This is a genomic window from Cognataquiflexum aquatile (assembly GCF_003316845.1).
Classification (GTDB): Bacteria; Bacteroidota; Bacteroidia; order Cytophagales; family Cyclobacteriaceae; genus Cognataquiflexum; species Cognataquiflexum aquatile.
In genome coordinates this window covers 431,702-445,492 of sequence record NZ_QMIK01000002.1, presented here as the reverse complement: position 1 = coordinate 445,492, position 13,791 = coordinate 431,702, and the positions used below count along the sequence as shown (strand labels likewise).

Sequence of the window (13,791 nt, the reverse complement as noted above, 5' to 3'; positions counted from 1 at the left end):
AAGGATATGAAAAGGTTATTGATTGTTTTTCTTATTGCTTTAATTTCCTGTGACGAAAGTGAAATGGGTCCTGATTTAGGGGGATTTGACCAAGATATTTACCTTTTTGCGGATCGCCAATCTATTTGTGCCGGTCAAAGTACTCAGATAAGGGCTTTCTCTCTTTCCCAAAAGCTTGAAATTCCTATTTCTCAAATTTCTTTTGATCCAATAGACCCTCTATTAGGCTCAATTAATTCAGAGGGGATATTTACTGCTGCTACTCCGGAAATCAAACCTGATGCAACAATAATTCCCATTTTAGGTAGCTATAAATCAAAGTCAATTATCAGTCCTAATACAGTCCATTTAGATATTGAAAAAGCCAATACACCATCAAAATTAAAAAGCTCTATTACGAGAACCCCTTTTGGATTTTATAATGAAGACGAAGGAAGACCATATAAATTTTTGGATGATGGTTCAGTTTTAATGTCTTCCAAACAACATGGAGGAGATGAAAATACCAATGAATTTGAATTGCAAAAATACTCAAACAAGGGTGTCTTGGAATGGAAAAAATCCTGGGGAACGGGTAATGCGGAGTTTTTGAAGATCAAAGATCAATTGATATATCTGGCAGGACAGGCGATTAAAGTGGGGGGGGCAAGGTATGCCAATCTAATAATCCTGGACTTGGATGGGAATGTGATTAAAGAAATTAATATTCCGACAAACAAGAAAGTTGGTTCTTTTGGGCTTGGTCCTGAAGGTGATTTTTATTTTTCCTTTTTTGATCAAACGGGAAATCCTCCTGAAAATAATTTCATCAAATATGACCCAGAAGGACAATTGATTTGGAAACTCAATGCAGACCATGGGTTTGTGATTGAAAAGATTTTCACGAATGGTACTGTGTTCTGTACTGGAGCTTTGGGAATGGAAATCCCCAATTTGTTCAAAATAGATAAAGATGGCCAGAAAACCTTAATACGACAATGGCCTGATAATGTGACACGCAACTACTTTGAATCTGATGAAGATATTCTAGGCTTTGCCTACTCTGAGTACAACTCGATTGTTGAGATTTCTTATTGGTTTTATGATTTGTTGGATAAAGAAGGGAACACTATCATTTCCAAAGAAAAAATTGGAGAATTTCCGATGAAGGGCCCACTCGAATTTCCTAATCAACAAAAAATTGCAATGGGAGGGATCAAAGATGTCGAGATGGATTCTACTGGGGATATTCATGTGCTATCAGATGGGTTTTGGGGGTATTACGATTTTTTGGTTCTCAGATCTTCCAAAAGTGGTTCCTGGAATTGGTGGGAGGAAAATAAAGAAAGAACAATTGAAGGGGTAATTAAACCTCTCCAATTAAATGTCTTGGAAGACCAAATACAGGTTTTTGCCCATCATGAAAAATCATTGGTAAAAATAGAAATATCCAAAGATTATAATTTCAATAATTGTCTCTTACAACCATATTGGAATAAACTGCAGATGTTTTAAGTTAATGATTTTGAAATTTAAAATGGACTTACGATTAAACTCAGTTTAAATCGATAAGAATTTCTCTTATCAACGGATTAATCGATCAAAAGGAATAAAACACTTTGTGGCGAAAGGTCTGAACCACTCTGAATCCAAAATTTCTAATCCAACTCCGCTCCGATTCCATTTCCCGCAGGAAAAGTCACGCTATCGGGAGTAATGACCACGCCTTTAGCAATGTCCTCTGCGAGCAACATTGCGCCGTCCATATCCACATAATCCAACAATGGTGCAATATGGGCGATGGCCGTGATGCCAATCGATGATTCGGTCATACAGCCGACCATTGTTTTCATGCCCAATGACTTGGCCTCCCGGATCATACTCAAGGCAGGTGTGATTCCTCCTGCCTTTACCAACTTCACGTTGATCCCGTGAAAAAGTCCATGGCATTTTTTGACGTCTGATTCGACGATGCAGCTTTCATCCGCCATCACAGGCAGTTTGGAATATTTGAAAACTTCCTTCATTCCTTCGAGGTCATCTTTTGCCAAAGGCTGCTCCATAAATTCTACACCGAGTCGGGCGAGTTCTTCCGAATAAGCAATCGCCTGCTGTGCAGTCCAAGCGCAGTTGGCGTCAATCCTGAATTTTGAATTGGTATGCTTCCTCAGTTCACGGATGATTTCAAGGTCATTACCTGTTCCAAGTTTGATCTTATACAGCGGCCAATCGACTTCTTTCATCTTAGCTACCATTTTTTCAAGGGAATCAATCCCGATGGTGAAATTGGTCAGGGGAATATTTTGAGGATCCAAACCCAAATACTCGTAGAGTTTCTTTCCTTTTTTCTTGGTAAAAATATCCCAAGCGGCCAAGTCCAAAGCACATTGAGCGAATGGATTGTCTTTAAAAACGCCTTTGCCCATCTCCCAAAGTTCTTCTGGTGAAGACCAATTGCCATTCTCAACAATGCTTCTGCTTTCTTCGAGTTTGCTGCAGATATTCTCCGCCGTCATCCCGTAAAAAGGGTTGGTCGTCGTCTCTCCCAAACCATAAAAATCCCCGTCTTCCAGCTTGACGATGATCGTATCCTGCACATCACGGCTTTGATGGGCGATGGTAAAAGTATGTTTGAGAACTAAATCGCGGACAAAGAAAGAAAGCTTCATTTCGGTTTATTTTGGAATTGTGGCAAAAGTAAATTTATTTTTTTGGCTAAGTTTATAACTTAGACAATTAATTTCATTCACTAAGATACCATGCAAATCCTTCAGAAATCCATTTCCCTGATTGCCTTTTCTTTGATTTTATACTTCAGCATTTCTTGTCAGCCAAAGGAATCGGAAACAGCATCGACGGCTGTTGATGTGACCGAATTGGACCTTGCCTATGAGAAATACCAGGAAAAAAGCATCACAGAACGCAGGTTTAAGCATGCGGATGTGATCCATTTGGTCAAAGACAGAAAAGGTAAATTCGCAGTGGAAGAAATCGGGAAATCTGTAGAAGGAAAGGAAATCTATCAGATGACCATTGGCACAGGCGAAACCAAGGTCATGCTTTGGTCCCAGATGCACGGCAATGAAAGCACGGCGACGATGGCCTTGTTTGACCTCTTCAACTTTTTTGAAGGGGAAAATGATGGCTTGGATGAGTTGAGAAATAAACTGTTGGAAAAGCTGACCATCCGCTTTATTCCCATCGTCAATCCCGACGGCATGGATAATTGGATGAGGAGAAATGCTTTGGATATTGACCTCAATAGAGATGCAGCAAAACTCGCTTCACCTGAAGCAGTAATCTTGAAAAATGCAAGAGATACATTTTCTCCGGCATTTGGGTTTAACCTTCACGACCAACAGACCTATTACACTGCAGGGGAAGTAGCTACTCCGGCAACCATATCCATATTGGCGCCTGCCTACAATTTCGAAACAGAAATCAACGATGTCCGCAAAAAAGCCATGCAGGTGATCGTCGGGATGAACAGGATGATGGAGGCCGTCGCACCGGGCCATGTGGGCAAATACGACGATGCTTTTGAGCCGAGGGCTTTTGGAGACAATTTCCAGAAATGGGGTACCAGCACCATCCTGATCGAATCCGGCGGATATCCCAACGATCCTGAAAAGCAATATATCCGCAAACTCAATTTTATGATCATGCTCCACGCCATGGAAGAAATCGCCGATCAGTCATTTGTGAATTATTCTTTGGACGAATATGACTCCATTCCCGAAAATGCCACTAGGCTGATGGATGTCATGATCAGAAACCTTCCGATGAAAAAAGATTCATTGTCCTACCCAATTGACTTGGGTATCCGAAGAAGAGAAATAGACGCCAATGGCGCTTTCTATGTGAGTGGAGGAATTGACGACTTGGGTGATTTGTCGATTTTCTATGGCTATGAAGAATTGGATGCAAGCGGAATGGAAATCACAGAGGGTAAAATTTATGAAACTGCTTTTGCGAAAGTCTCCGATATCAGTGCTGAAAAAGCTTTGGAATTGTTGAAAGCCGGTTATCTAGCCGTCAAAGTAAAGGAATCGGAAGCCAGAGAATTACATGGTTTACCGATTTTGGTATTTAAAAACGCCACTTCAATACCTTTTGGGATCCGTACAGGAGGAAGTCCGAATTTCTTCCTTTCCAAAGACGGTGTGTTAAAATATGCAATGGTGAACGGATACCTAGTGGATCTTGAAAAGCCAATTGGGAAAAATTATAGAATGAGCGTCAATTGAAATCATTTGACTTAATTGAAGTTAATCCTCCTGTTTTATTCTAAATTTAAGAATCACTTTCTTATTATTTCCAAACTATGCAAACCATGAGAAAACACCTGACCGCAATCATCTTTGCTACTGCCATCATTGTTTCTGCTGCAATTCTTGGTAATTCGATCGTAAACAGAAACAAGAAATCAGGAACTGTCGATGTCACTGGTTTGGGTGAAAAGAACTTTACTTCTGACTTGGTAGTTTGGGAGGGAAATTTTAGCAGGGACAATTTTGATATCAAAACAGCTTATTCTGATCTTGAGAAAGACAGAAAAGCCGTTACAGACTACTTGGTTTCCAAAGGCATTCCAAAGGAAAAAATCATTTTTCAGGCAGTGAACACCAACCCACTTTACCAACAAAACTACAGCAGCAGCGGAAATTTCACCGGACAGACTTTTTTGGGATACCAACTCAATCAAAATCTTTCGATAGAATCGACTGAAGTGGATAAAGTAGAAAAAATATCCAGGGAAATCACCGAACTCCTGCTTCAGGGAGTGAAATTCTATTCCCAACCACCGCGCTATTACTATACCCAATTGGAAAGCCTCAAGATCGAAATGATCTCCAAAGCAACAGAGGACGCACGCGTCAGGGCTGAAAAAATAGCCGAAAACTCAGGAGCCAAACTTGGTAACTTACTTTCCGCCAACATGGGAATTTTCCAGATCACAGGTCAAAATTCCGCTGAGGACTATTCTTGGGGTGGCACTTTCAATACCTCTTCCAAAGAAAAAACCGCTTCGATCACGATGCGGTTGAGTTATGGGGTGAGGTGATTAATTCTGCCAAAGTCAGTGTCGCCACTGACTTTTTTAATTTTTGTCTGTAACACATACATTGGCGAAGAATGATCCCATAGGGATCAAATATGGGTAGCCCCGAGTGAGGTACGAAACTCGGGGATAAAAAAAACAAAACGATTCTGGTTTTTTGGCCGAAACAATACAAAGAGTGAAAAAATGCTTCCCGCCAAAAAAAGAGAAGGTAAAAATCCTTTGCTACCAATTGAAATTTTTTAGACTAAAATGTAAAATCCAAAAGGATAGGAAATTGATATGTTTCAGGATAAACCTTTTTTAATATTTCAAGTGGTAGTATTATGGGAATGGCAGTTCCAAATAACAAATAGGTTAAAAAGTAGCAATACACCATATTTTTGGTTGATCCAGAAGGAAAAATATATCACCTGACCCAACAATTTTATACAACCTCTCCTGACAAACTTAATTTTCAGGTAAGTAGAAAAAGTGAGGTGGGAATTTGATTGGTCGATTTACCAAACAATAATAAGAGCCTTAGACCCAAATTACCATATCTGGAATCAAACAAATTTGAACCATTCTATAGCTGTTTCAGCAGATCTAGGTTTAGTTTTTTTACCGCCTCATCCTGAATTATTAGCAAAAATTTGTCGGAAACCATTGCTGCTCCCAGATTCTTGACTGTAGCTATTTCTATTTGATTTTCATCAATTACCGATATAATGCCATCTTTCTGTAAAATCAAAAGGTCTTTATACCTCCCTACCACAGTATAAAAATCACTAAGAGAAAATTTACCTTCATATTCCAACTCATCATTTATCATTATCAGTTGGTTTTTGGCAGTGATAATAAAATGGTCATCTGGATTCTCCTCCTGAGGATTATAAAATTTATCATTTTCTTTAAAATAAATGGGAAAATCTAAACGGGACACATATTCCTCTCCTTTTTCCAATGTCAAATTAAGCTCTTTGATTATTTTTCCAGTTATTTTATCAATTCTGACAAATTCTTGATTTGAAATAATATCTATCGAAACTTCATTCATTTGGTGGTCGATAACAAACCCATCAAAAGTAAAGGGGGTATAAAAACCTTGTTTGCCAGTATTTTGGTCATATACTACAATGTAGGGAACACCCATTTTTATTAGCCTCCCGTTGTTTTGTGCCTTGCCCAGATTTAATTGAAACAATATCCCATTATCCAAATAAAGATGCCCCGAACTGACGAATTTACTTGATAATGGATTGCTCCAAATTACTTTTCCCGTTTTGGCATCAATACAGGAAATTTTTTCATAAGAAGAGATAAATAGCTTATCATCCTCATAAATCACGTTGGATACCACGCCCGTTACGATGTTGTAGCTAACGCCGTAAACATAAAATCCTGTAAGAAGGCCTAATCCCAATCCTACCGCATTCATGGCAGTAGTAGTTTTACCGTCAATCTTCTCTGTTCCGGTAGTAGTGTAGTAGGCCCATCCTGAACCGTCATGGATATTTACTGCCTGAATCCCAGAAGCTAAAATACCAACAGTTGAATCATTTAAGGTAATGACATCATTCCAGCCGTAATCTCTGTGAATGATTCTTTTCCACAATTCTTCGCCCGTCCTGATATCAATCCCTTTTAAAACATTTGAGGGCTTTTGAGCACCTTTTATAAAAGGATAACCAATACCAGTATTCGTTGGCTTATGAATATGGTAAATATCAGATGTGGCTTCCCATTTGATCTCTCCGGAATCTAGGGTAAGACTATAACTATGAGTCAGGCTTGATTCTAAAAGGTAATCCGGAAATTGTTTAAATTCAGTGGTCGCATAATTTATTGGCTTTGACCATTTAATTTTCTCGCCAGAGACATCATAAAATAGAATTTCTCCTGAGTTCAAAAGCTTAGTCCTAGTCTTATTAAGTTCCCTCAATTTTAGAGTAAATGTATTCCTTGGTGTGTCTAGGTAATAATCAATAATCATCTGTTCAAATCGGTATTCAACGGCATTTATTGAATCATTGTGAAAATAAGAGAAGCCTATTGGAACTTGATTAATCTCAACTTTGGTAGATTGGGAAAAGCCTTGAAATACAGAAAGAACAACAAATGAAAATAGTAAATGGATTTTCATAGAGAACCTATTTGACACTAAGCGATAAATTTATTTCTTGAAGAAAATGGGTGAATTTTTTAAACAATAAAAAGGAATTTAGTTAATTAAAAAAATATTTCCTTCATTTTATTTTCAAAACTAGATGTTCAAATATCATAATTGCTAATGTTCAACAATCGCTGAAAAATTTTTTCTTGTGAAATTAAAAAATGAAACTTTGTGGAATACATGAGGCAAAAAAAAAGCGGGACCTATTCGGTCTCGCTTTTTACGGTTAGTTCTATTTCTTCTCCTGAGTCGTCCAGGAATTTGTACTCCGTCACCGGGAGTGAAGAGTCTTTAGTCAGCTTTACCCACTTAAAGTATTTGAAAAACCACCTTACTCTCTGAGAGATGACTCCATGCGTGAAGTACGCATACAGGTAAGGGTGTAATCCGATCTGGATGTTGGAAACATTCTGGATAGTAGCAATATGCTCGAGGTCTTTTTCCAATTGATCAGCCACCAAAATGGAGGCCTGGATCTTTCCGGTACCGTTACATGACGGACAGGTTTCTTTGGTGACAATGTTGACTTCGGGTCTCACGCGCTGCCTTGTAATCTGCATAAGACCAAACTTGGTCAATGGCAATACGGTGTTTTTAGACCTATCATCTTTCATTTCGTCTCTCATGGCATCATAAATGGCCTTTTTATTGTCGGCCTTTTTCATGTCGATGAAGTCTATGACGATGATTCCTCCCATATCCCGGAGGCGAAGCTGTCGTGCAATTTCTTTTGCTGCGACCAGGTTGGTTTTCAATGCTGTTGTTTCCTGATCACTTTCTTGGTTGGACTTGTTTCCACTGTTGACGTCGATGACGTGAAGGGCTTCGGTATGTTCGATAATGACATAACCGCCCTGTGGAAGACTTATCGTCTGTCCAAACAAGCTTTTGATTTGCTTTTCTATTCCAAAACTTTCAAAGAGCTTTGCTTTACCGTTGTAAAGCTTCACAATTTTTTCCTTTTCAGGGGCAATAGATCTGATGTAAGACCTGATTTGATCATAGGTCAATTCATCCTCTACGGTGATTGCATCGAATGATTCGTTGAGCAGGTCTCTGATGATAGAGGAAGCCATACTCATTTCTCCAATTACTTTGTCGCGTCCTTTGGCTTTAGCCAGTTTTTTCATGCCTTCTTCCCAGGTCGACAGTAGGTTTCTGAGGTCTTTGTCAAGTTCTAAAACTGACTGACTTTCAGCTACCGTTCTGATGATGACACCAAAATTGGCCGGCTTGATGGAGGTAATTAAGCGTACCAGCCTTTTTCTTTCTTCAGCGCTGCGTATCTTTTTGGACACGTTGACTGTATCTGAAAACGGGACTAATACCAAGTAGCGACCTGCGATGGAGAGCTCGCACGATAATCTCGGGCCTTTGGTAGAGATGGGCTCTTTGACCACCTGCACCAAAACCTGATTTCCTTTAGTCAGCACATTGGAAATTTTTCCAAGTTTTTCTATATCAGGTTCTTTCTCAAATCCTTTAAGATTCAAGTTGGGATAATTATTGTTGCGTACGAGTTTTGTAAACTTGTTAAGGCTTGTGATTTGGGGACCCAAATCCTGATAATGCAGGAAAGCATCCTTTTCATAACCGACATCAATGAAGGCGGCGTTGAGACCATTGACAATTTTACGGACCGTACCCAGATAAATATCTCCGACTTTAAACTGATTTTCTCCACCTTCTGAGTGGATTTCTACCAGGTTTTTGTCTTTGAGAAGGGCAATCCGACTACCGTTCTGAGCAGAATCGATTAATAATTCTGTGCTCAATCGTGTCTGTTTTTATATGATGTAAATGAACGTTTAGTGTAAAAACTCAAAAAGAAGAAGTGTACTACTTCTTCTTATGTCTGTTTTTTCTAAGTCTTTTCTTACGCTTGTGCGTAGCGATTTTATGTCTCTTTCTTTTTTTACCGCAAGGCATAGTTTTAAGGATTTAAAGTTGAACAATTATTTATAGCCTATCAAGGTAACCCTCTACACTTGCCAAAACCATAGGGTCTTTACTCATGTTTTGAACCAACTCGAATTGCTGTTTTGCTTTGTTGTTTTGCTTGGATTCGAAGTAGCTTACGCCAAGATAAAACTGCCCCTGCACATTGTCAGGATGGTGTTTTACCAATTCTTCAAATCTTTCAGCAGCTCTTTTGTACTGACCTGACTGCATTGACAAGACACCCATATTGAAGAGACCGTCTTCATTGGTCGGATCTTCTTCCAATACCTCCCTTAGCATGGTGATTCCCTGCATCGGGTTGGCCGAAGATACATAGGTCATCGCCATTTTTGTTTTCAGGTCAAGGCGTTTTGGATCTTTCTCCAAAACTTTGGTGAGGTAAGTACGGGTTTTTTCTGCAAGAAGAGAAACTTTTTCTTGATCTAGGGCAAAAGTATAGGCTTCATAATAAGCAGCCCCTGCTTTTTCCCAGCTTTCTGGAGTTTCAAGTTTTGCAGCGGCCCGATCAAAGGTGTATGCAGCGCTGTCAAATTTGCCCGCTTTGATGTAAAGGGAGGCAATTTCTTCCGACAGAGAGGCAATCTTCTCCTTATCATCCTGTTTTTCCAGCTCAGATAACAATCCGTTGAGAACATTTCTGTCCGCGGCATCCATCGGCGTGTCATGCAATTCTTCGGCTGTTGCAGGCGCCGAAGTTTGTTCTTCGGTGATTTGGGTGGTACCCTCCTCATTGTCAACCACCACACGCGGAAGAAAATACAGTATCGTAATCGTGGCTACCCCAAGGATTAGAACTAGAATTTGGGATTTTTTCATAAGGAAAAAAGCACTCAGGATTAATCCTGAGGTGCTAGTTCTTTGATTTTCTTACTGTTTTTGATTTTTTCAATGAACACTTTAGAAGGTTTGAAAGATGGCACAAAGTGCTCATCGATCACAATCGCTGTGTTTTTAGAGATGTTACGGGCGATTTTTTTAGCCCTCTTTTTATTCACAAAGCTGCCAAAGCCTCTTACATAAATATTATCTCCCTCCGCCATGGAATCTTTTACCACTTTGAAGAATGCCTCAATTGTCTGAGTTACATCGTCTTTTTGGATGCCGGTTTTTTCCGAAATCTTGGTGATTACTTCTGCTTTAGTCACTGTTTAATGAATTTAATTTATTATCGAATAAGCTTAACGACCTATTAACCAACTATTTTTGGGACTGCAAATTTAAAGGAAGCAATCCAATATAAAAACAAAATGCCCAAAATTAGATTGAAATGTTTAACATTGCCATAACACCTAAACTGCTTAGATTTTGATTTCTGATCCATTTGTCCATACTTTATTAGAGTGGTACCCCCATAATAAGCGTGAATTACCATGGAGAAACACCAAAAACCCATATATCATTTGGTTATCTGAAATTATTCTCCAGCAGACAAGAGTGGCCCAAGGCCTGCCTTATTTTGAAAATTTTTTAGAAAACTTCCCAAATGTGGAAGATCTTGCCAATGCACATGAGGAAACGGTCATGCGGCTTTGGCAGGGTTTAGGATATTATAGTCGTGCCCGAAACCTCCACAACTGTGCCAAAGACATCAGAGATATCCATGGCGGCGTCTTTCCGGGTAATTACCAATCTCTGCTTCAATTAAAAGGTGTAGGCAGTTATACCGCAGCAGCCATTGCTTCTTTTGCCTTTGATGAACCGGTGGCTGTGGTGGACGGCAATGTCTTCAGGGTGTTGGCCAGGTACTTTGGCATCTCCACTGATATCGCGGGCAATTCCGGGAAAAAAGAATTTGAGGCGTTGGCGAATACGCTTATCCCAAAAGCCCGGCCGGCGGAATTCAATCAGGCCATCATGGAATTCGGTGCCTTGCAGTGTGTCCCAAAAAACCCGGATTGCGCCAATTGCCCGATGAGGTTAGGATGCTTTGCTTTCAAGAATGATTTGGTGGACTCGTTACCTGTGAAAATCAACAAGCTGAAAATCAAAGAAAGGTATTTCAGATATGCCTTTATAATATGTGACCATGAAGTGGTGGTTCGCAGGAGAGGAGAAGGAGACATTTGGCAGGGACTGTATGATTTTCCTATGGAAGAATTATCAGGGCAAAATGAAAATCAGGATCAACCAGGTTTTTTGGGAGGAATAGGAGAATTTATGACAATCTCTGTCCCTGAACCCAAAAAGTGGTACAAGCATATCCTTACCCATCAGAGAATTTTCGCCAACTTTGTATCGGTAACTGTTCCCAAAGAAAACCGTACCACGCTTCATGCTTGGACAGAGAGAAACGGTTTTCAATTGGTAAGCCTCGAAAAATTAGAACAATTGGGAAAACCCCGGTTGATTTTAAAATTTTTGGAGGATCAGAAATAATCATTAAATTAAAGACAAAGTTTTCGTTAACAATATAAACAAACAGCAATATGGCCGGAGTAAACAAAGTCATTTTAGTAGGCAACTTGGGAGCAGATCCTGAAGTGAAGCATTTGGAGGGAGACAAAGTGGTAGCAAACCTTAGGCTTGCCACTACTGAAGCCTATAAAGACAAGTCAGGAAACCGCGTTGAAAACACGGAATGGCATGATTTGGAGCTTTGGGACGGACAGGCCCGTATCGCTGAACAATACCTGAAAAAAGGAATGCAACTTTTTGTAGAGGGGAAAATTAAATCCGACACCTGGCAGGATGACCAAGGTCAAAACAGAAAAAGAACCAAAATCAGGGTATTGAGTTTCACCATGCTTGGCGGCAAGCCTGATGGCGGGGGAAGCGCTCCTTCCAATACCTCAAATTACAACGCAAGCGTGCCTTCAAATCAGCCTTCCACAGTGAGCGAACCACCGATGGAAGATGACGATTTGCCCTTCTAAATCAAAAAGTTGAAAAATTTCTGAGTATTTGATTAATTTTGCAGGGATCATATTCTGGAATTAATGGACGACCCGTACCCGAGTCTTATTTTACTGGCTGAAATCGTTGAGGTTTCAGCCAGCTATATTTTGTTTAATTCTGTGGTTTTTGTTTTGCTTTTGATCGGCTCAGGGCTGGTTTCGGGCTCTGAGGTAGCGTTTTTTTCCTTGAATTCTGATGATATCGCTTCTTTTGACGAAAAGGCAGATTCTAGAGCAACCAAGGTCATTATGCTGGTGGAGTCTCCCAAGAAATTACTAAGTACTATCCTGATTCTCAATAATCTCATCAATGTTGGAATTGTGACCCTGACGACTTTTATAACATGGAAGTTTTTTGGTAATAATGCAACAGGAATCCTTGTCATATTGATACAGACAATCGGGGTCACTTTTGCCATTGTGTTCTTTGGCGAAATTGTCCCAAAAGTCTATGCCACCAAAGCAAAAATTGAGCTTTCGCTCATGATGGCGCCTTTTATTTACTTTTTTTCGGTTTTCTTGGGACCCCTGTCCGCTTTTTTAATGGCAATCAGTAATGTAGTAGAAAAAAGGATTGTGAAAAAAGGGTATTCCTTGTCAGTCGATGAACTCAATCAAGCATTGGAAATCACCACAGAAGACACTTCTGAAGAAGAAAAAGACATCCTAAAAGGTATTGTAAACTTTGGTACACTATCCGTAAAGCAAGTCATGCAGTCTAGAATGGATATTACCGCCATTGAAATTGACACTGATTTTCACGAATTGATGGATAAAATCAACAAGAGTGGCTACTCAAGAATTCCGGTCTTTAAAGAAACTATTGACAATGTGGAAGGGATTTTATACATCAAGGACCTGCTTCCCCATATCGATCAGGATGAGAATTTTGAATGGCATGCTCTGATCCGAAAAGGTTTTTTTGTGCCTGAAAACAAAAAGGTGGATACCTTGCTCAAAGATTTTCAGAAGAAAAGGGTTCACATGGCTATTGTCGTCGATGAATATGGCGGGACCTCCGGATTGGTCACCCTTGAAGACCTGATCGAAGAAATCATCGGTGAAATCAACGATGAATTTGATGATATAGAAGATTATTATTTCAAGGAACTTGATCCTTCCACATTCATTTTTGAAGGGAAAATTTCTCTGAATGACTTTTGCAAAAAGCTGGACCTTGACCAACAATTGTTTGATGAAGTCAAAGGTGAAAGTGAATCCCTCGGCGGACTATTATTGGAAATTAACTCCAGCTTCCCCAAAAACGGAACCAAAATACTATTCAATCAATTTGAATTTACCATCTTGGCAGTTGACACCAAAAGGATCAAAAAAGTGAAAGTCCGAATCCTAGGCAATGAGAAGGAAAACGGAGGACATAATGTGGATTAATCTACTTTTTTGAAAGAAGATTATTCTGTATAATTTTTCTATATATACTTATTATTCTTCTCTTTTTAGCCTTGATGATTTTTCAGAGATTCCCTTCTATATTTTACGATATAAAAAATTTTAAAAAAATTTAACTTTTTTTCAAGGTACCTGAATTCAAAACCTCGCCGAAAAATTTTGAATTATTTCATAAAAAGAACACCTGTTTTCAGGTAAATTTTGTTATTTAGACAAAATATGATTTGAATTTTTACCAAATAAAAATTTTTATTAAATGTAATCAATACCGCTTTTAAGTACAAACTATGTATTTATAAGCCTGTTTTGTTGCTTGTATTTTAAAAAAC

Annotated in this window: 11 protein-coding genes; 6 read left to right on the top strand and 5 right to left on the bottom strand. The window is 39.2% G+C overall.

Annotated features, from left to right (window positions below):
* Positions 1-6: 6 nt before the first annotated feature.
* Positions 7-1,494, top strand: a complete 1,488-nt coding sequence (locus tag DQW11_RS08430; protein WP_113923610.1) for a hypothetical protein — start codon at positions 7-9, stop codon at positions 1,492-1,494.
* 143 nt (positions 1,495-1,637) lie between these two features.
* Here DQW11_RS08430 and DQW11_RS08425 read toward each other — a convergent pair whose 3' ends face one another.
* Positions 1,638-2,648 carry a dipeptide epimerase gene (locus tag DQW11_RS08425; RefSeq protein WP_113923609.1) on the bottom strand — a complete coding sequence of 337 codons (1,011 nt, stop codon included), beginning with the start codon at positions 2,646-2,648 and terminating at the stop codon, positions 1,638-1,640.
* 90 nt (positions 2,649-2,738) lie between these two features.
* Between DQW11_RS08425 and DQW11_RS08420 the strand changes: the two genes are divergently transcribed.
* Positions 2,739-4,226 carry a M14 family zinc carboxypeptidase gene (locus DQW11_RS08420; protein ID WP_113923608.1) on the top strand — a complete coding sequence of 496 codons (1,488 nt, stop codon included), beginning with the start codon at positions 2,739-2,741 and terminating at the stop codon, positions 4,224-4,226.
* A gap of 86 nt (positions 4,227-4,312) precedes the next feature.
* On the top strand, positions 4,313-5,044 hold the full coding sequence (locus tag DQW11_RS08415; protein WP_113923720.1) for an SIMPL domain-containing protein: 732 nt from the start codon (positions 4,313-4,315) through the stop codon (positions 5,042-5,044).
* Between the two features lie 565 nt (positions 5,045-5,609).
* On the opposite strand, the gene DQW11_RS08410 is transcribed toward DQW11_RS08415, so the two are convergent.
* The 4 genes from DQW11_RS08410 to DQW11_RS08395 all read right to left on the bottom strand — a co-directional run bounded on the left by DQW11_RS08410 (position 5,610) and on the right by DQW11_RS08395 (position 10,303).
* Complete coding sequence (locus DQW11_RS08410) at positions 5,610-7,166, bottom strand: outer membrane protein assembly factor BamB family protein (RefSeq protein ID WP_113923607.1); 1,557 nt, start codon at positions 7,164-7,166, stop codon at positions 5,610-5,612.
* A 233-nt stretch (positions 7,167-7,399) separates the two neighbouring features.
* A complete protein-coding gene (locus tag DQW11_RS08405) occupies positions 7,400-8,971 on the bottom strand; it encodes an Rne/Rng family ribonuclease (RefSeq protein ID WP_113923606.1) in 1,572 nt (523 codons plus the stop codon).
* A gap of 184 nt (positions 8,972-9,155) precedes the next feature.
* Entirely contained in the window at positions 9,156-9,974 is an 819-nt protein-coding gene (locus tag DQW11_RS08400) for a tetratricopeptide repeat protein (protein WP_113923605.1), read from the bottom strand.
* A gap of 20 nt (positions 9,975-9,994) precedes the next feature.
* Positions 9,995-10,303 (bottom strand): HU family DNA-binding protein, encoded by a 309-nt coding sequence (locus DQW11_RS08395; RefSeq protein WP_113923604.1) that lies wholly within the window; start codon positions 10,301-10,303, stop codon positions 9,995-9,997.
* 160 nt (positions 10,304-10,463) lie between these two features.
* Here DQW11_RS08395 and mutY point away from each other — a divergent pair, with 160 nt between their 5' ends.
* The 3 genes from mutY (at position 10,464) to gldE (ending at position 13,444) form a co-directional block, all read left to right on the top strand.
* The gene (gene mutY / locus DQW11_RS08390) at positions 10,464-11,534 is read left to right on the top strand and encodes an A/G-specific adenine glycosylase (RefSeq protein ID WP_113923603.1); all 1,071 of its coding nucleotides are present in this window, start codon (positions 10,464-10,466) and stop codon (positions 11,532-11,534) included.
* A gap of 50 nt (positions 11,535-11,584) precedes the next feature.
* On the top strand, positions 11,585-12,031 hold the full coding sequence (locus tag DQW11_RS08385; protein ID WP_113923602.1) for a single-stranded DNA-binding protein: 447 nt from the start codon (positions 11,585-11,587) through the stop codon (positions 12,029-12,031).
* A gap of 63 nt (positions 12,032-12,094) precedes the next feature.
* Positions 12,095-13,444 carry a gliding motility-associated protein GldE gene (gene gldE, locus DQW11_RS08380; RefSeq protein ID WP_113923601.1) on the top strand — a complete coding sequence of 450 codons (1,350 nt, stop codon included), beginning with the start codon at positions 12,095-12,097 and terminating at the stop codon, positions 13,442-13,444.
* Positions 13,445-13,791: the final 347 nt, after the last annotated feature.